Raw genomic sequence first — 18,529 nt, forward strand, 5'->3', positions numbered from 1 at the left:
TTTATTTTTTAGGATTAATTTTTAATTTATTCATAATAATTGCTGAAATAATCAACAGAGAAAGCGGAATTAATGACAAATAGAATGCCTCCTGACCACTGAATTCCTGGAATACAAAGCCCGTAATTATTGACCCGATTGTTCCTCCGATTGCAGAAAAAACAACGATAAGACCAGACATGGCGCTGTGCAAATATTTGGGAATGGATGCTAAAATTACAGAATTGATGCTTGGATAAATCGGAGCCAGTAAACCGCCCATTAACGGGAATAAGTACACTACAAGAGGAGCATTAAGCCAGGTTGTAGCCGTATCAATATGAATATCATGGGTCAACGGTAAAACCAGTAAAATACTGACTGCAAAACCAACCACACAAAAGGAAACCACGTAAATCCAGCTGAATCTTCTTGAGAAAAAACCGGATAAAAACCTTCCTAAGGCAAAAGCACCCGCTAAAACCGCTCCCGCCTGAATGCTCATGGAAGTAGGGACTTTTAAAATTTCCTTGTAAAAAGTAGGTGTCCAGGTCTGAAAACTCTGCTCTACCAGCACAAAAAGAAAAGTACATAACAAGAAGAATAACACTTTTTTGTAGCTGAATAAGCTCGCACTGTTTCTCAAATCTCCCAGCAAATCTGTCTTTTCACTTTTCGCTTCATGCTCGTCTAATTTTGTGAAAAATAAGAACAGAAAAGACAGCGTGGAAAGTCCGCCCAGTACCCAATACACATTCAGCCAATGGGTTGATCTTGGATTATGGTCATCAATAAATAAGCTGAATAAAACATTTCCCATTAATACGCCGATCATGAAAAACCCTTCCAGATAACCCATAAAACTTGAATGTTCCTTATCTGTGTTCGTTACCAGTCCGATGGACGTGAAAACCGAAATTTTAATTAAAGCAAATGAAACCCCGACAATGGTAAACAGGAGCTTAAAAAACCAGAAATCATTGGTAAAAGGCATCACAAAACACATGCAGCTCACTAAAAACAGCGCGATCAGCATAGAATTTTTGATCCCTATTTTGGGTAAAAATGAGGCTAAAATGAATGAGCAGATAGCAATCGGCAGGTCTTTAAACCCCTCCAGCACGCTCGCTCCTGACTTTGAAATTCCAAAATTTTGCTGCACCTGCAAAATCACTGTTCCTACGGAATTCAAAAGAATTGCAAAAACGAAATAATTTAAAAATAAAACTGCCTTAATGTTGAAATTTTTCATTGAAATGATTTCTTGACGGCTAAGATATAAGCATTTAGCTTAACATTAATTTAACACGATAAATCAATATTTGAACTATATTAATATAATTATTATTTTAGTCATTAAAATATGATTAACTAAATGAAAGTTACATTTGAAAGAGTGATTCCCGATGAAAAGAGCTCTTTTCGCCTAATTCATAATAATTCTCCTATTTCAGAGTTCAAATGGGAATATCATTATCACCCGGAAATAGAGCTTGTCTGTGTCATTTCCGGGAGCGGAACCCGGCATGTGGGGTATCATAAAAGCAATTACACGGATGGTGATCTGGTTTTAATAGGTTCTAATATTCCTCACTCGGGATTTGGACTCAATTCCATTGATCCGCATGAAGAAATTGTACTTCAATTCAAGGAAGAAATTTTACAGTTTCCGCAACAGGAAGTTGAAGCGAGATCAATTAAAAATCTGCTGGAACTATCCAAATACGGCATCCATTTTCACAGTAAAATCAAAAAATCCATGCTCCCAAAATTAAAGCTGATGCTGGAATCAGAGGGTTATAAAAGATATTTATTGCTATTAGAAATCTTATTTGAGCTCTCAAAATGTGAAGATTATGATCTTTTGAATAAGGAAATCATGCCTTACACCATCATATCAAAAAATAAAACGCGCCTGGAGAATATTTTTACTTATGTAGAGCATCATTACGATAAGGAAATCAATATTGAAGAGGTCGCAAAGCTGGCGAATCTTACGTTGCCTGCTTTCTGTAATTTTTTTAAAAAAGCGACCCAGATTACGTTTACTGAATTTGTAAACAGGTATCGTATCAACAAAGCCTGTCTGCTGATGGCGCAGGATAAAAGCATTTCAGAATGCAGCTACAGTTGTGGCTTTAATAATGTGACTTATTTTAACAGAATGTTTAAAAAATATACAGGGAAAACACCGTCCGAGTTTATTAAAAACTTTTCGCACAATAAGGTGAATGTGGATTTGAAAGTTGAGGCTAAGGTTAAGGCTACGTTTTAAAATAATTGAGACGCTTCGGCTTCGCTCAGCATGACAGCGGAAATCATTCTGCATACTGTAAAGCAGTTAGTATTAGCATTGTCATGCTGAGCGAAGTCGAAGCATGTCAAACTTATATAATAAAAAAGCCGTCCAAAAAGAACAGCTTTATATTATATCAAATTGCAAACTGTCAACCGACAACCCGCAACCAAAATAATTATTTCCACTTAATATTGCATCCCATACTCGGTCTCTGAATTTCCTCCTGAGGCTCGCCCAGCAAAAGATTTTCAAAAGCAATAATTAAATCTTCACCCGTTACATCCTTGTTGTTTCTAGGTCTGGAATCATCCATCTGCCCTCTGTAAATAAGGTCTAATTTTTCATCAAAGAAAAAGAAATCCGGTGTACAGGCTGCGTCGTAAGCCTTTGCAATTGCCTGGCTCTCATCATACAGATAAGGAAAATCAAAATGTCTTTCAATTTGGAATTCGATCATCTTTTCCGGAGAATCTGCAGGATATTTTTCTACATCATTCGAGTTTATCGCGATAAATTCAATCCCTCTTTCATTATAATCTTCATATAATTCATTAAGTTTATCAATTACGTGAAGCACAAACGGACAATGGTTGCACATGAAGATCACCAACGTGCCTTTTTCCCCTTTCAGATCATCCAGTGACTGAATTTCGTTACTTTTTGATGGGTTCGGAAGCTCAAAAAACGGTGCCTTCGTTCCCAGTTCTATCATATTTGAAGGAGTATTCATATCTTTTTTATTTGATCACAAAGATAAAGATTTCTTTTATTATGTAGGCTGTAAGCTCGAAGATGGATATCGAAAATTAATGCAATTCCGAAAAGAAAAATATTCATTGAATTAGGCTATGCAATTCATTAATTTTTACAATAATTTCAATTTTCAGTTTTAAAACAACGTACAGCCTCCTTTAATCCGGCATTCTGCTATAATTTTAACCGTCCTGAAATTGTCAGTCAAAAGTTAAACTCAGAAATTTGTTTGGAAGTAATAGTAAAAAGTTTGTAGTTTTGCTAACACTGTTAGTAAAATTATCATGGGTTTACATGAACGACGTCAAAGAGAGAAAGAATCTATACGTGCCAATATTTTGGATGCGGCATTTTCTTTGGCAAAAACAGAAGGCTGGGCTTCACTTTCTATAAGGAAGATTGCCGATGCTATTGAGTACAGTGCTCCTGTAGTGTATGATTATTTTGAAAACAAGGAAGCTATTTTATTTGAAATTTCACTTAACGGCTTCCATCAGCTTCACATAGAATTATTAAAAGCTCAGAAAAAGCATGATACTCCGGAAGAACAGCTTCAGGCAATTGTAGATGCTTACTGGAAATTTGCTTTTAAAAACAAAGAATACTATCAGCTGATGTTCGGATTAGGAATGCAATGCAGCGGGAAAGGGCTTATGAAGGAAGAATTTTCTTCTTTTCAGGATATGCTTTACGACTGTACCTACGAGATTATCAAGAAAAACGGATCCAATCCTGATAATGCTTGTCACATGTCTCACGCCTTATTTTCGGCGGTTCATGGTTTGATTTCAATTATGATGATGCGTAATGATGATATTCCATCTACAATGAACAAAACGACTTTGGACGAAACAGTATCTGCTTTCATTAAGTCTTTGTAAATTTTTTTTGAATAAAAAATTAACACCGTTAGGAATATTAACACTCAATTAATGTAAATTATTCATTAAAAACAATTTAAAAACTAAAAAGCCACTATGTAAAATGTTCACAATTCAGGAGTTTCCGTACCTGATTAATTAACACCGTTAGTAAAATTAACACATAGTACACCTCATCTTTATATACTAAACCAACATTAAAACATCTTCGATTATGAAAACATGTAGCTGATCAACATTAAGAATTCTGTAATTTTTTTTGAACCAAATATTAACACCGTTAGGAAAAATAACAGATATTTTATTAAAAACAACATTATTTAATTTAACACTTCATTAAAAAATTTAAACTAAAAATGAAAATACCTGGAAAAATAAGGTTCATCGTACTTATATCAAGTATTATCCTTTTACAAAATTGCACAAAGGCAGCAGAAGGTTCCAATGCAGCTCCTCCCGCCCCTGAATTGCCAGTTTATACCGTAATTACATCACCTGCAACCACTTATCAGGAATTCCCGACCGCATTGGAGGGAAAGAACAATGTAGAAATCAGATCGCAGGTAGATGGTTACCTTGATAGAATTTATGTGGAAGAAGGTGCTTACGTAAGAGCCGGACAGCCTTTATTTAAAATAGATTCAAGAGCTTATGGCGAGCAGATGAATATGGCCAGCGCCAATTTGCAGGTTGCTAATGCTAATATTCAAAAAGCAAAAGTAGAGGTTGACAGACTAGAACCTCTGGTTGCAGCAAAAGTAGTTTCTGATGTACAGCTGAGAACTGCTAAAGCCAATTATGCAGCCGCTGTAGCCGCCGCTACCCAGGCCAAAGCATCAGTAGGGAGCGCAAAAATAAATGTAGGATTTACCACCATTACAGCTCCTGTAAGCGGTTACATAGGGAGAATTCCTTACAAAAAAGGAAGCCTTATCTCAAGAACAGACCCGAATCCATTGACTTTATTATCTGACATCAGCGAGATTTATGCTTATTTTTCTTTAAGTGAATTGGATTTCATTGCATTTCAGAATAAATATCAGGGCGCTACTTTAGAAGAAAAGCTAAAAGATATGCCAATGGTAGAGCTGGTAATTGCTGACAACAGCATCTATCCTGAAAAAGGAAAAATGACGATTGTAGACGGTCAGTTTGACAAAACTACAGGTGCCATCAGTGTTCGCGCAGTTTTTCCAAATCCTAACGGAACCCTGAGAACAGGAAATACCGGCCGTGTCCGCATGCCGCAGCTATTGTCCAATGCAGTGGTTATTCCACAGGAATCTACGTTTGAAATTCAGGATAAGACTTACGTTTACGTAGTAGGAAAAGATCAGAAAGTTACCAGCAAGCCTGTAAAAATTTCAGGAAAAACAGACAGCTACTACTTCATTTCTGAAGGATTACAGCCTGGAGAAAAAATAGTATACACAGGAATCGGGAACTTAAAAGACGGTGCTTCTATTAAGCCTAAAGCAATTTCTTCCGATAGTTTGCTGAAAGCAAAACCGTTGTAAACGATCCTTTCAGGACAATTATAAGAACTGTTTAAACATCTTTTAACCACAAAAGTCGCAAAAGATTTTAAACACATGAGTCACATGAGTTCAAATTATTAAGAATATAAAGAACACATAAGTTTTTGAAATCTATGATTTTCATTTGTGAACTTTAAATATTAGCAATTAATCTTAATTCGGCTGAAAGCTTTTGTGCCTTTTGTGGTGAGAATATAGTTTAAGCATCATTAAAAAATAAACTTCTTATGTTAAAACAATTTATAGAAAGACCGGTCCTTTCAACGGTCATCTCCATAATACTTTTATTATTGGGGGCATTGTCCCTCTTTAATTTACCCATCGCCCTCTTTCCGGATATTGCGCCGCCGAGTGTTCAGGTGACTGCCTTCTATCCGGGTGCGAATGCGGAAGTGGTGGCCCGTTCGGTAGCAACACCGATTGAGGAAGCAGTGAACGGAGTTGAGAATATGACTTACATGACCTCCAACTCAAGTAACGACGGTACCATGACGCTGAGCGTATTTTTCAAACAGGGATCTGATCCTGATAATGCTGCCGTAAACGTTCAGAACCGTGTATCCAAAGCAATGAGCCAGCTTCCGCAGGAGGTTGTTCAGGCGGGAATTTCAACGCAGAAAGTACAGAACAGTATGATCATGTTTATGGGATTATCAAGTGACGATCCAAAACAATATGATGAGCTTTTCTTACAGAATTATCTGAAAATCAATATCATTCCACAAATTCAGCGTATTCCGGGGGTTGCTCAGGCACAGGTTTTCGGAACGAGAGATTATTCCATGAGACTTTGGCTGAAACCGGACAGATTAGCTGCAAACGGACTTTCTCCGCAGGAAGTGTTGAATGCCGTAAAAGATCACAACCTTGAGGCAGCTCCGGGACGTTTAGGCCAGGGAAGTAAAGAAACATACGAATATATTTTAAAATATAAAGGTAAATTAAACAAAAACGAAGACTACGAAAATATTGCCATTAAAGCTAACAGCGACGGTTCTTTCCTAAGGCTGAAAGATGTGGCAAGAGTAGAATTCGGATCTTATACATATACAGCAGCTAACAGAGTGGATGGCAAGCCGGTTTCCGGATTTGCGATTATGCAGACGGCAGGATCTAATGCCAATGAAATCTTAACTGAAATTGAAAAACAGGTTGATCAGTTTAAAACTACCCTTCCAAAGGGTGTTGAGCCAATCATTATGTACAACTCCAAAGACTTTTTGGATGCTTCAATTCATCAGGTTGTTGAGACATTAGTGATTGCATTTATCCTTGTATTTATTGTAGTTTATATTTTCCTTCAGGATTTCAGATCTACATTAATTCCTGCCATTGCAGTTCCGGTGGCGATTATCGGTACCTTCTTTTTCCTACAGCTATTTGGGTTCAGTATCAACATGTTGACATTGTTCGCTTTGGTACTCGCCATCGGTATTGTGGTGGATGACGCGATTGTGGTGGTAGAAGCCGTCCACTCCAAGATGGAACATACGGGAATGCCTGTAGAACAGGCCACAATGAGCTCGATGAGTGAAATTTCCGGGGCGATCATCTCCATTACACTCGTAATGTGTGCCGTATTTATTCCGGTAGGCTTCATGCAGGGTCCTGCGGGAGTTTTCTACAGACAGTTTGCTTTTACACTGGCTATTGCGATCCTTATTTCTGCAGTTAATGCATTAACGTTGAGTCCTGCCTTATGCGCCATGTTCTTAAATGATCCTCAGGGAGAGCATGGAGAACACGGTAAAAAAACAGGTTTCGGAGCAAGATTTTTCAATGCATTTAATGTAAGTTTTAATAATCTTACTAAAAAATACATCTACAGCCTTAAATTTTTAATTAAAAATAAATGGGTTGCAATCGGAGGATTAGTTTTAATTACTGCGGCAAGTGTTTTCTTAATCAAAAAAGCACCATCAGGATTTATTCCTACGGAAGATCAGGGATTCATTTTGTATGCGGTAAACACACCTCCGGGAAGTTCACTGGACAGAACACACAGAGCAACTGAGCAAATCGACAAAATCATTGACAGTGAAAAGGCTAAAAATCACCTTTGGGTTGCAGACGGTCTGAACTTCATCAGTAACGCAAACGCTTCTCCATATTCTGCAGGTTTCATTAAGCTGAAAGATCATGACCAGCGTGGTGAGATAACCGATCCGGATCAGATTGCAGCGGGATTAACAGGAAAAGTTTCCCAGGTAAAAGATGCCAGCGCATTCTTCTTCAACTTCCCTACAGTACAGGGATTTGGTAACGTTTCCGGCTTTGAGTTTATGCTTCAGGACAGAACGAACGGTTCTTTGGAACAACTAGGAACGAATACCCAGGCTTTCATCGGGGAACTGATGAAACGACCGGAAATTGCATTTGCCTTCACAACGTATGCAGCAGGAAATCCGCAGTTCACGATTGAGGTTGATAATGATAAAGCCAACCAGTTAGGCGTTTCCATCACAGAATTGATGCAGACGATGCAGATTTATTACGGAAGTAGCTTCGTTTCAGATTTCAACAGATTCGGGAAATACTACAGGGTAATGGCACAGGCGGATATTCCTTACCGTACCGATGCAAATTCTCTGGAAGGAATTTATGTTAAAAATAAATCAGGCGAAATGGTTCCTGTAAAAACATTAGTGACTTTAAAAAGAGCTTTCGGGCCTGAAACAGTGACCAGAAACAACCTTTTCAACGCGGTTACCATCAACGGAACTCCAAAACCGGGATACAGTACCGGAGATGCGATCAAAGCGGTGGAAGAAGTTGCCCAGAAATCATTACCGAGAGGTTACGGTTACGAATGGACAGGGATTACCCGTGAAGAGATCAAAACCAGCGGACAGACTGCATTTATCTTTATGCTAAGTATCCTGTTTGTCTACTTCTTATTGGCAGCGCAGTATGAAAGTTATATCCTGCCGTTTGCAGTTATCTTAACGATTCCAACGGGTATTTTCGGAGTATTTGCCTTTACGGGACTTGCCGGAATTGATAATAATATTTACGTACAGGTTGGTTTAATCATGCTCGTCGGTTTATTAGCGAAAAACGCGATTCTGATTGTAGAATTTGCAGTACAAAGAAGAAATGCGGGAAGATCATTACTGGAATCTGCGCTTCAGGCATCAAGATTACGTTTAAGACCAATCTTAATGACCTCTTTCGCATTCATCGTTGGGATGCTGCCCCTTGTTTTCACTCAGGGAGCTTCCGCAAAAGGGAATCATTCAATAGGATTCAGTACGGTAGGTGGTATGTTGACGGGAGTAATCTTCGGGATTTTCATTATTCCTGTAATGTTTGTGATCTTCCAGTATTTACATGAAAAAATGCCGAGCAGAAAAAAGAAAAGACTTCAAAGACAAAAAATGGAGGCAGAACTTTTAGCAACTACTCATTAATAAAAAATGAATTGCAAAACTTTGAGAGATTTGGCTTAACCACAAAAGTCACAAAAGATTTTACACTTAACTTATTTAAGGTTAAAGCCTTGAATATAAAAGAACACATAAGTCTTTTTCAAATCTAAGATTTAAAATAATCATCTGTGAGATTCGTGAAATCTGTGGTTAAAACAAAAAATAGAGAAGCAACCATTCAAACTTATATCATATAAAGCAGAGCAATCTCCTACTAAAGACACCTTTGCGCAAACATCTCTCAAAGTTTTGTATTCAAATAAAAGTTTAAAAACTATGAAAAAAGTAAAAAATATTTTTCTAACATTCATATTGGCTTTAGGCTCCGTTTCGTGTGTGTCCAAACTGGCATACACGGAACCGGACCTTGAGCTTCCTGAAAAATTCTCGTACACCGCAACTGCCGATACAGCAAGCGTTGCGAATCTGGAATGGAGACAGTTTTTCAACGACCCCATTTTACAGAGCCTGATTGAAAAAGGAATTAAAAACAACTACGATTTACAAATTGCTTTAAAACAGGTTGCCTCTTCACAGGAAAAACTAAAGCAGGCAAAATACCTTCAGTATCCTGATGTAGGTTTCGGAGTTGCTGCACAAATTTCCAGACCCTCAAAAAACAGCATGAACGGTCAGAGCTTAAATTTATTTTTAGGTCAAAGCCATGTTGAAGATTACAATGCAGCGTTCAATCTATCTTGGGAAGCTGATATTTGGGGAAAAATTAAAAATCAGCAGGAAGTATCAAGAATGCAGTATCTGCAGACTTACGAGGCGACAAAAGCGATTCAGACACAAGTAGTTGCAGCAATTGCGCAAGGATATTACAATCTATTGATGCTGGATAAGCAAATGCAGATCGCAAAAGCAAATTTAGAATTAAGCACAAACACACTTTCTCTTACAGAAAAGTTGTGGCAAAGCGGCGACACCACATCTTTGGGTGTTCAGCAGGCAACAGCTCAAAAGCAATCGACAGAACTTTTGATCACACAACTAGAACAAAATATTGCCATTCAGGAAAATGCATTGAGCATTCTGGTAGGTGAAAATCCAGGTAAAATCAGCAGAACAATTGAAATGTCTGATACCTCTTTACCACAGGATATTTCTGCCGGGCTTCCTGCAGCAATGGTAAGCCGTCGTCCGGATGTTCGTCAGCAGGAACTGGCGCTGCTTGAATCCAATGCAATGGTAGGAATTGCGCAGGCCAGCATGTATCCTGCATTGAGAATCACTGCAAACGGCGGTGTGAATTCATTTAAAATTGATAACTGGTTCCAGGTTCCGGCTTCACTGTTCGGGTCTGTTTTAGGAGGAATTACCCAGCCTATTTTCCAGAAAAGACAATTAAAAACAGATCTGAATGTTGCTAAAATCCAGAGAGAGAAAAATGTATTGGCGTTCCGTCAGTCTGTTTTAAATGCTGTGGGTGAAGTTTCTGATGCTTTGGTTTCAAACGAAAGCTTAAAAGTTCAGGAGCAAAAAGCAACAGAACAGGTTGCAACCTTAAAAAATGGAATTAAAAGTGCCGAAATGCTTTACAAAGGCGGCTTGGCAAATTATTTAGAAGTAATAACAGCTCAGGGAAATTCTTTACAGGCAGAACTTAATCTTGCGTCCGTAAAAAGACAGAGATTGAGCAGCATTGTAGATTTGTACCGGGCGTTAGGAGGCGGTTGGAAGTAGTAAATTAATTACATTGTTAATGGAATGCGGTCTTTCGGGATCGCATTTTTTGTTTAAAATCATAAATGATTACGGAGTACTTGTTCCGAATTTTTTCTGAAATGCAGAAATACTTCCTTTACCCGAAGAATTTTTTGTAATAAAAATAGTATCGAATTGATTTTCATTAATTTTCGCATCTATTGCATTATGGCTCAATATTTTTACCATTTCAGGAATTGTGTTGGAATGACCGACGATCACTACTACTTTACCCTGATTCTCAGCAAGAATTTGGTCAATAAATTGCTGTGCGCTTTCTTTAGGCGAATATTCATGTATCATAATTCCTTTTTCGATAGCTAACGGACTCACTGTCTGCCGGGTACGTTTAAAAGGCGTTGAATAAACACCATCAATATGCACATTTTTTAGAAGCTGTTTCAATTCTTCTGCTCTTTTTTGCCCTTCAGCACTTAGATCCGGATCATTGCCGGCAGATCCTTTTTCTGCATGACGGAGGAGAATGCAAACTGTTTCGGTGCTATTAATTTGAGATGGAGAAGGAATCCCAAGAGGATTTTCATTCTGCTCATTAGAAAGAGACTGCTTTATTTTTTGCCCGGAAACAACTGCAGAAAAACTGAATATGAAAAGAAAAAACAGCCCTGAAATTATTGATTTATTGATCATCATTTATCTAAAATTTGATTTTAAAAATAATCAATATTTTCAATTTAAAATTAATAATTTACGATTCTGGAAGAAATATAATCCAGCAACCCTTCAAAATCCTTTTGAGAATAACCTAAGGGCAAATAATGAATATCATCCGCTTTTCTGTACCATGTTAATTGACGTTTTGCGTATCTCCGGCTGTTTTTTTTAATTTCAGAAACAGCAAAATCCAATTCCCACTCCCCATCAAAATATTTAAAAAGCTCTGCGTATCCAACTGTATTTAAGGCCGTAAGATGCTTAAATTTTTCTAAGCTTTTCGCTTCATCCAATAAGCCTTTTTCCATCATGATATCCACTCTCCTGTTGATCCTGTCGTATAATTCCTCTCTCGGCGCTTCAATTCCGATTCGGATTACATTAAAATCCCTGGAATCCTGTGAAACAGCAATCTGTTCAGAGTATTTTTTATTGGTCTGCCAGATCACATCGATAGCCCGTAAAAGCCTTCTGTGATTATGAAAATCTACCACCGCAAAATATTCGGGGTCAAGCTCCTTTAAAATATCCTGCAGCTTTTCAATCCCTTCATTTTCCAGAATTTCCTGTAATTTTTTCTGATTTTCCTCATCGGCTTCCGGCAGATCATTTAATCCTTCAATTACCGCTTTTTCATACATCATGCTTCCGCCAACCAGGATAACGGTTTCGTGATTTTCAAAAAGTTCGTTAAGCTTTCTTAGAGCATCTTCCTCATACTGTCCGATGGAATAATAGTCTTCCACCGAAAGATTTCCTATAAAATGATGAGGTGCCTCCGCCAGTTCTTCTTCCGATGGCGAAGCTGTTCCGATTTTCATTTCTTTAAAGAACTGGCGCGAATCACACGAAACAATCTCGGTATTGAAATGTTTAGCCAGATCAATGGCGAGACTTGTTTTCCCTATTCCGGTGGGTCCTACTACAGAAATTAAATTTTTGTTTTTCACAGCGCTAATTTACGAAAATGAGTTTATTTTAATTGTCCGGAAGATGGAAGCCTGAAGATGGAAGTTAAAATTCTACATAGTCTGTATCCACGACAATTTTCCCGCTTCCTTACCTCCATCTTCCAGCCATTCAACATTAGCCAAACTATAGACTTAAATGTTTATCTTTGTACTAGAATAAAAAACTATGATTTTATCAATGACCGGATTCGGCAGAGCCGAAGATGTATTTGAAGGAAAAAAAATTACGATAGATATTAAATCTCTGAACAGCAAAAGCTTTGATTTGAATATCAAAATTCCTTTACGATATAAAGAAAAAGAATTTGAGATCAGAAAAATTCTTAATGACAGGCTTATCCGTGGAAAAGTAGACTGCTATATCAACATAGAAAATCTGGAAGAATCTACCGATGTAAAAATCAATAAAAATTTAATTGATTCTTACATGAATGAGCTGCGAAACATCGCGTCAGACGGGCCTGATTTTGAATATCTTAAAATGGCGGTAAGGCTTCCGGATGCTATCACGTCCAGACCGGATGAATTATCGGAAGGCGAATGGGAAGCACTCGCAAAAATTGTAAATGCAGCGGTAGACCGTTTTGAAGAATTCAGAAAAACGGAAGGTAAAATCCTGCATGAAGAACTGGAAAGAAACATTCAGAATATTGATAAATACTTAAGCCAGGTAGTTCCTTTTGAAGAAGAGAGAATTAACTCTGTAAGAGAGCGTTATCAAAAATCTTTAAAAGAATTTGAAAATGTGGATGAAACCCGTTTCTACCAGGAAATGGCTTATTTCACGGAAAAACTGGATATTTCTGAGGAAAAGGTAAGACTTTCCCAACATTTGAAATATTATAAAGAAGTAATGGATAACGAAGATTTTAACGGAAAGAAATTAGGTTTTATTTCCCAGGAAATCGGAAGAGAGATTAATACATTAGGATCTAAGGCCAATCATGCAGAAATCCAGAAGCTTGTAGTGATGATGAAGGATGATTTGGAAAAAATTAAAGAACAAACGTTAAACGTTTTGTAAAAGTTATAAGTTATTAATGAAGAGTTATAAGTTGCTTGTTGCTGGTTATTGGTTATTGGTTATTGGTTGCAGGTTTCATAAACTCATAATTCATAACTCATAATTCATAACTATTAAGAATGAATAAGGTTATCATATTTTCAGCGCCGTCCGGAAGCGGTAAAACTACTTTAGTAAAGCATTCTTTGGAGGTATTTAATGAATTGCAGTTCTCTATTTCCTGCACCACAAGGCAGCCGAGAGCAAGTGAAATACATGCTGTGGATTATCATTTTTTAACTCCGGATGAATTCAGACAGAAAATTGCGGAAGAAGCTTTTGTAGAATTTGAAGAGGTTTATACGGATAAATATTACGGAACTTTAAAATCTGAAGTTGAAAAGATCTGGAACCAGGGAAAAGTGGTAATTTTCGATGTGGATGTAAAAGGCGGGGTTTCTTTAAAGAAATATTTTGGAGAACAGGCTTTGTCAATTTTCATTGAACCGCCGTCCATTGAAGAACTGGAACGAAGATTGATCTCAAGAGGCACAGATGATGCAGAAACCATCAAAACCCGTGTAGCAAAGGCGGAGGAAGAAATGTCCTATGCAAAAGAATTTGATAAAATCGTGATTAATTCCGATTTAAATAAAGCAAAAAAAGAAATAGAAAGTTTAATAAGAAATTTTATTGGAAGTTAAAGGAGGGAAGCCTGAAGCTGGAGGATGGAAGTTTGACTACGGCATATCATTCAAACATTTCAAATTCTAACTTCTAATTTCTAACTTCTAATTTCTAATTCTAAAACATTGAGGGTGATATGAGTACCGAAACATTAGAAAAAGCTAAATCTGCGATTCCTGTAAAGGGATTTCTGGATATAAAAGATATAGCAATTCCTCAAGGAGAAGAGCTTGTAAAGGCCATTCTTCAATTGAAAGAAGAAAAAAATGCGGTTATTTTAGCGCATTACTATCAGCCTGGAGAAATTCAGGATATTGCTGATTTTCTGGGGGATTCCCTTCAATTGGCGAGACAGGCAAAAGATACAAATGCCGACATGATTGTATTCTGCGGAGTCCATTTCATGGCTGAGGCTGCTAAAATTCTTAATCCTACAAAGAAAGTTGTACTTCCCGATACTATGGCCGGATGCTCTCTGGCAGACGGCTGTTCAGGAGAAGGCTTAAGAAAAATGCGTGAGCAGTACCCGAATGCATTGGTAGCAACCTACATCAACTGCAACGCAGAAACAAAGGCCGAAAGCGACATCATTGTAACAAGCTCAAACGCAGAAACAGTGATAGAAGCGCTGCCAAAAGACAGACCGATTATATTCGCTCCGGATAAAAACTTAGGAAGATATTTATCTCAAAAAACGGGTCGTGATATGATTCTTTGGGACGGAAGCTGCATCGTACACGAAGCTTTTTCCATGGAAAGGATTGCAAAACAATTGGCCGAAAATCCTGATGCTAAATTGATTGCCCACCCGGAAAGTGAGGAAGCAGTATTGAAATTAGCCCATTATATCGGGTCCACTTCTGCTCTGTTAAATTACGTGGAACAGGATGATTGTCAGAAGTTTATCATTGCTACGGAAGAAGGAATTCTGCATGAAATGAAAAAACGTGCTCCCCATAAAGAACTGATTCCTGCTTTGGTTTTTGATGAAAGCTGTAACTGTTCAGAATGTTTTTACATGAAGCGTAACACAATGGAAAAGCTATATTTATGCATGAAATATGAGCTTCCGGAAATTCTGATTGACGAAGAATTAAGATTAAGAGCTTTAAAACCGATTGAAGCCATGCTTGATCTTTCAAAAAGTATAAAATAAACCAAAAGCACTGTTTTTCGCAGTGCTTTTGTTATTTAAAAAGGAGTATAAAATTTCTTTTAAATTTATTATTCCTTTCCGGATTTTTTTAATGATTTCATTACAAATCACCCGGAACAGAAACATAACATTCTGAATTGATAAGAACACAATTTCTACAATTCGCAGGAAGTGCCCAATATTCCTCGCAGGAAATCGCAGCATTGGGATCAGGGCATCCTTTACAATATGAATTTGGGTCAGCCGCTGCTCCATTAATCTGTTCTAAATTTCTTCTGCTTAATTTTTTGAATTTTTTCATAATAATTTGATTTAGTTTCTTTTATAAATTTAATATTATTTTTGCTAAATCACATAAAACTGAAAATAATTAATAAAAAAATTAAAAAGTCCCGAAATACAACTTAATTTTGAAGAATTAAACGATTTACTAAGTAAAAATAAAGAAATGAGCAAAATATATCTTGAAGATGTAAAAATCTACGCTTACCATGGCGTTTTACCGGAAGAAAATATCATCGGGACTTACTATATTTTAAATCTGGAAATTCATACAGACCTTTGGAAAGCGGCCGAATCTGATGACCTCAATGATACGATCAGCTATGCGGATATCAATGAGATTATTCATAATGAAATGAAAGTGAAGTCTAAGTTATTGGAACATGTAGCGGGAAGAATTATTTCTAAAATTCACGAAAATTTTTCTGACATTTCTTATATTAAATTAAAAATCACAAAAACTTCCCCACCCATGCAGGGTGAAATGAAAGGAGCAAGCATCGAGCTTGAAAAAAGCTTTAAACCTGAAAATTAAATTCTTATTTTAGCTGATTAAAAATTTACACAGTTGAGATTCATCAAAATATTATTTCTACTAGGCTTTATCAGTGCTTTCGGGCAGTCGAATATTGATAATCAGCTCGCTGCCTATAATTTTCCGAAGATGAAATCCAGCATCACCATGCCGGTAACTATCCCCCTTTCGGAGATCAGCAATATGATCAATGCTTCTGTGAAAGACCTTGTCTATCAGGACGATTCTTACACCGACAACAATAATGACCAGTTTAAGGTAAAAGTCTGGAAAACAAGGCCCATACGACTGGTAGGCGGAACCAATCAAAACCTTCTTATAGAAGTTCCTCTAAAAATCTGGGCAGAAAAAGGCATCGGCACTTTGGGTGTTTATACCTACCAGAATACAACTTTTGAAACAGTGATGTCCTTTAACACCAATTTGAATTTCAAAAATAACTGGACCATCACAACAAACACCCAGCCGAACGGCTTCAGGTGGGTAACAAAACCTGTTTTGGATTATGGAAAAATTCAGATTCCTATTACTTCACTGGTAGAAAAAAGCTTAAAAGAACAGCAGGAAAAATTCTGCAAAACCATAGACCTGCAGATGGCTTCCCAGCTGAATTTCCAGCAATATGCCGTGATGGCATGGAATGTTTTTTCACAGCCTTTTAATATTTCCGAAGAATATAAAACGTGGTTGAAAATAAGCCCGCTAAGCGTCAATATCACTCCTCTGAAAGTGTATGGAAACCAGATTGACACTAATATTGGAATCGACATTTATTCCGAAACCTTTACAGGAAGTAAGCCTGCCACATCACAGCCTATAAAAACAGCACCTAATTTTAATATCATCCCTGTTCTCAATGACAATTTTTTACTTCAGACAACAGCAAATATTCCGTTTTCTGAAGCAACAAATATTGCAAGAACCATGTTTTTAAATAAAAATTATGATCTGAGAGGTTCCCAGGTTAAAATCAAGGACATCAAAGTCTATGGAGTAGAAAATAAGGTCATGATAGAAGCTGAAACTGATGGTTATGTAAAAGGGAAAGTATTTATTTCAGGAATTCCTGTGTATGATGAAACAAAAAAGAAAATTGTTCTCTCGAATACGAAATTTAATCTGAGAACAGCAAATATCCTTCAAAAAACAGCTACGCTTCTCTTCCGTGGAAAAATTGTAAAAATGATTGAAGAAGAGTACGGAATTCCCACACAAGACCTGGAAAACAGCTCGAGAAAGAGCATCGAAGAAGCCTTCAATAAAGAATATTATAAAGGATTAAAAATGAACGGGAAAGTTTTTAACCTGAAACCTTCAGGAATCCTTATGAATCCGTCTGGCATTACTACCATAATTGACACAAACGCAACTTTAAAACTAATACTAAAAGGAATATAAATTACTCATGAAAAAAATATTAAAAATTGTAGAGAATAACCGTTCCACCAACTAACAGCGTTTTGCAAATCTGATCATTGACAGAATTGTTGTTTACGCACTTTTCTTCTTGTTCGGCATTTTCTGCGCTCTCACTTACAATTTGTTCGGGACTACCTTTTTTGTAAATATTGCAGAGAAACTGGGCAACCTTGATAGGTTTTCAGATATATTGATCACCACCATAGTATATTTTCTGTATGTTTTCCTTATGGAGTATTTTACAAAAGGAAGAACCGTTGGTAAATACATCACAGGAAGTAAAGTAATTTCTACAGATGGTACCCAGCCTACGTTTCAGGACTATTTCATCCGCAATATTTCACGCTTTGTACCTTTCGATGCCTTCTCATTTTTGGGTGAAGGAAACGGATGGCACGACAGCTGGAGTGACACTCGTGTAGTGAATATTAAAAATTATCAAGCTGAAAAACAGGCAAAAAGCGAAATAGAAAGCCTCGGCACAAAAGAAATTATCTGAAAAACTTTTGTGGAATAGTATATTTTGTTATATTTGCACACCTAAAAATGGTAAAGACATGGTACTTTGGCCGAGCGGCTAGGCAGTGGTCTGCAACACCATCTACAGCGGTTCGAATCCGCTAGGTACCTCATCGCCTTTCTATATAAAACTGATTATCAGTGATTTATAGAGAGGCATTTTTATTTTGTGTCTATTTTTGTGTCAACAATATAAAAACATCTAAAAATTTACAGTTTACTCTCCAAATTTTTTTAATAAATCAATAGAAACAACCATAAATAAGAAATGCCCAGAGCAAGTCTGGGCATATAGTAATATTTTAAAGTGCAGCATTAATGCGAAATTAATGGGGCACTAATATTGTATTTGATATAAATACATTGCAAAGTGGAGTTGCTAACTTTGTTAGGACACAATTCTTATACTCTTTATCTTTAAGAGTATGAAAAAGATCAGAAAAAATTACAGTCTAGAGTTTAAGATCCAAGCAGTATCTTTAAGTGAGCAGCGAGGCAATGTATCCTCGGTAGCTGAAGAATTTGGGATCTGTAAAGAAAGTCTCGTTAATTGGCGAAAACTTCACAAAGAAGGTAAACTTAGCAAGGAAAAACAAATATCCTCTGATCCAATAAGGGAAGAGTTATTGAGACTTCGCAAAGAACTGGAAGAAACAAAGCTTGAACGTGATATCTTAAAAAAGGCGGTAGGCAT

Annotated in this window: 16 protein-coding genes, 1 tRNA gene and 1 pseudogene; 13 read left to right on the forward strand and 5 right to left on the reverse strand. The window is 37.0% G+C overall.

What is annotated here, in order from left to right; genetic code table 11:
- Position 1: 1 nt before the first annotated feature.
- Entirely contained in the window at positions 2–1,231 is a 1,230-nt protein-coding gene (locus H560_RS0110270) for an MFS transporter (RefSeq protein ID WP_027379970.1), read from the reverse strand.
- A 123-nt stretch (positions 1,232–1,354) separates the two neighbouring features.
- Between H560_RS0110270 and H560_RS0110275 the strand changes: the two genes are divergently transcribed.
- Positions 1,355–2,254: an AraC family transcriptional regulator gene (locus tag H560_RS0110275; RefSeq protein ID WP_027379971.1), complete on the forward strand. Its 900-nt coding sequence runs from the start codon at positions 1,355–1,357 to the stop codon at positions 2,252–2,254.
- Between the two features lie 199 nt (positions 2,255–2,453).
- Here H560_RS0110275 and H560_RS0110280 read toward each other — a convergent pair whose 3' ends face one another.
- On the reverse strand, positions 2,454–3,008 hold the full coding sequence (locus tag H560_RS0110280) for a thioredoxin family protein (protein ID WP_027379972.1): 555 nt from the start codon (positions 3,006–3,008) through the stop codon (positions 2,454–2,456).
- Between the two features lie 307 nt (positions 3,009–3,315).
- Here H560_RS0110280 and H560_RS0110285 point away from each other — a divergent pair, with 307 nt between their 5' ends.
- From H560_RS0110285 to H560_RS0110300, 4 genes are all read left to right on the forward strand, one after another.
- Complete coding sequence (locus tag H560_RS0110285) at positions 3,316–3,912, forward strand: TetR/AcrR family transcriptional regulator (protein ID WP_027379973.1); 597 nt, start codon at positions 3,316–3,318, stop codon at positions 3,910–3,912.
- A 356-nt stretch (positions 3,913–4,268) separates the two neighbouring features.
- A complete protein-coding gene (locus H560_RS0110290) occupies positions 4,269–5,429 on the forward strand; it encodes an efflux RND transporter periplasmic adaptor subunit (protein ID WP_027379974.1) in 1,161 nt (386 codons plus the stop codon).
- A 248-nt stretch (positions 5,430–5,677) separates the two neighbouring features.
- Positions 5,678–8,860 (forward strand): efflux RND transporter permease subunit, encoded by a 3,183-nt coding sequence (locus H560_RS0110295; protein ID WP_027379975.1) that lies wholly within the window; start codon positions 5,678–5,680, stop codon positions 8,858–8,860.
- A 294-nt stretch (positions 8,861–9,154) separates the two neighbouring features.
- Entirely contained in the window at positions 9,155–10,567 is a 1,413-nt protein-coding gene (locus H560_RS0110300) for an efflux transporter outer membrane subunit (protein ID WP_027379976.1), read from the forward strand.
- A gap of 69 nt (positions 10,568–10,636) precedes the next feature.
- On the opposite strand, the gene H560_RS22345 is transcribed toward H560_RS0110300, so the two are convergent.
- Both H560_RS22345 and miaA read right to left on the reverse strand, forming a co-directional pair.
- On the reverse strand, positions 10,637–11,242 hold the full coding sequence (locus tag H560_RS22345; protein WP_051289265.1) for a phosphoglycerate mutase family protein: 606 nt from the start codon (positions 11,240–11,242) through the stop codon (positions 10,637–10,639).
- A 47-nt stretch (positions 11,243–11,289) separates the two neighbouring features.
- A complete protein-coding gene (miaA, locus tag H560_RS0110310; protein ID WP_027379977.1) occupies positions 11,290–12,213 on the reverse strand; it encodes a tRNA (adenosine(37)-N6)-dimethylallyltransferase MiaA in 924 nt (307 codons plus the stop codon).
- A gap of 187 nt (positions 12,214–12,400) precedes the next feature.
- On the opposite strand from miaA, the gene H560_RS0110315 reads away from it, so the two are divergent.
- The 3 genes from H560_RS0110315 to nadA all read left to right on the forward strand — a co-directional run bounded on the left by H560_RS0110315 (position 12,401) and on the right by nadA (position 15,080).
- Complete coding sequence (locus H560_RS0110315; protein WP_027379978.1) at positions 12,401–13,258, forward strand: YicC family protein; 858 nt, start codon at positions 12,401–12,403, stop codon at positions 13,256–13,258.
- A 119-nt stretch (positions 13,259–13,377) separates the two neighbouring features.
- Positions 13,378–13,941: a guanylate kinase gene (gene gmk / locus H560_RS0110320; RefSeq protein WP_027379979.1), complete on the forward strand. Its 564-nt coding sequence runs from the start codon at positions 13,378–13,380 to the stop codon at positions 13,939–13,941.
- Between the two features lie 119 nt (positions 13,942–14,060).
- Complete coding sequence (gene nadA, locus H560_RS0110325) at positions 14,061–15,080, forward strand: quinolinate synthase NadA (protein WP_027379980.1); 1,020 nt, start codon at positions 14,061–14,063, stop codon at positions 15,078–15,080.
- A gap of 100 nt (positions 15,081–15,180) precedes the next feature.
- On the opposite strand, the gene H560_RS0110335 is transcribed toward nadA, so the two are convergent.
- Positions 15,181–15,381: a bacteriocin-like protein gene (locus H560_RS0110335; protein WP_027379981.1), complete on the reverse strand. Its 201-nt coding sequence runs from the start codon at positions 15,379–15,381 to the stop codon at positions 15,181–15,183.
- A 147-nt stretch (positions 15,382–15,528) separates the two neighbouring features.
- Here H560_RS0110335 and folB point away from each other — a divergent pair, with 147 nt between their 5' ends.
- The 5 genes and pseudogenes from folB to H560_RS0110360 form a co-directional block, all read left to right on the forward strand.
- A complete protein-coding gene (gene folB / locus H560_RS0110340) occupies positions 15,529–15,897 on the forward strand; it encodes a dihydroneopterin aldolase (protein WP_027379982.1) in 369 nt (122 codons plus the stop codon).
- Positions 15,898–15,930: 33 nt separating this feature from the next.
- A complete protein-coding gene (locus H560_RS0110345) occupies positions 15,931–17,295 on the forward strand; it encodes a DUF4403 family protein (RefSeq protein WP_027379983.1) in 1,365 nt (454 codons plus the stop codon).
- A gap of 67 nt (positions 17,296–17,362) precedes the next feature.
- Positions 17,363–17,815 (forward strand): annotated as a pseudogene (locus H560_RS22350) (RDD family protein); the annotation flags it as partial.
- Between the two features lie 60 nt (positions 17,816–17,875).
- A tRNA-Cys gene (locus H560_RS0110355) sits at positions 17,876–17,946 on the forward strand.
- 314 nt (positions 17,947–18,260) lie between these two features.
- Positions 18,261–18,529: transposase (locus H560_RS0110360; protein WP_027379984.1), on the forward strand; the 269-nt coding region annotated here is incomplete at its 3' end.

It is taken from the genome of Chryseobacterium daeguense DSM 19388 (assembly GCF_000430825.1).
Classification (GTDB): domain Bacteria; phylum Bacteroidota; class Bacteroidia; order Flavobacteriales; family Weeksellaceae; genus Chryseobacterium; species Chryseobacterium daeguense.

Coding starts and splice junctions, on each gene's coding strand:
- H560_RS0110315 (WP_027379978.1), top strand. CDS start 12,401: ATGATTTTATCAATGACCGGATTCGGCAGAGCCGAAGATGTATTTGAA.
- H560_RS0110270 (WP_027379970.1), bottom strand. CDS start 1,231: ATGAAAAATTTCAACATTAAGGCAGTTTTATTTTTAAATTATTTCGTT.
- gmk (WP_027379979.1), top strand. CDS start 13,378: ATGAATAAGGTTATCATATTTTCAGCGCCGTCCGGAAGCGGTAAAACT.
- H560_RS0110290 (WP_027379974.1), top strand. CDS start 4,269: ATGAAAATACCTGGAAAAATAAGGTTCATCGTACTTATATCAAGTATT.
- H560_RS0110280 (WP_027379972.1), bottom strand. CDS start 3,008: ATGAATACTCCTTCAAATATGATAGAACTGGGAACGAAGGCACCGTTT.
- H560_RS22345 (WP_051289265.1), bottom strand. CDS start 11,242: ATGATGATCAATAAATCAATAATTTCAGGGCTGTTTTTTCTTTTCATA.
- H560_RS0110285 (WP_027379973.1), top strand. CDS start 3,316: ATGGGTTTACATGAACGACGTCAAAGAGAGAAAGAATCTATACGTGCC.
- folB (WP_027379982.1), top strand. CDS start 15,529: ATGAGCAAAATATATCTTGAAGATGTAAAAATCTACGCTTACCATGGC.
- H560_RS0110300 (WP_027379976.1), top strand. CDS start 9,155: ATGAAAAAAGTAAAAAATATTTTTCTAACATTCATATTGGCTTTAGGC.
- nadA (WP_027379980.1), top strand. CDS start 14,061: ATGAGTACCGAAACATTAGAAAAAGCTAAATCTGCGATTCCTGTAAAG.
- H560_RS0110275 (WP_027379971.1), top strand. CDS start 1,355: ATGAAAGTTACATTTGAAAGAGTGATTCCCGATGAAAAGAGCTCTTTT.
- H560_RS0110295 (WP_027379975.1), top strand. CDS start 5,678: ATGTTAAAACAATTTATAGAAAGACCGGTCCTTTCAACGGTCATCTCC.
- H560_RS0110335 (WP_027379981.1), bottom strand. CDS start 15,381: ATGAAAAAATTCAAAAAATTAAGCAGAAGAAATTTAGAACAGATTAAT.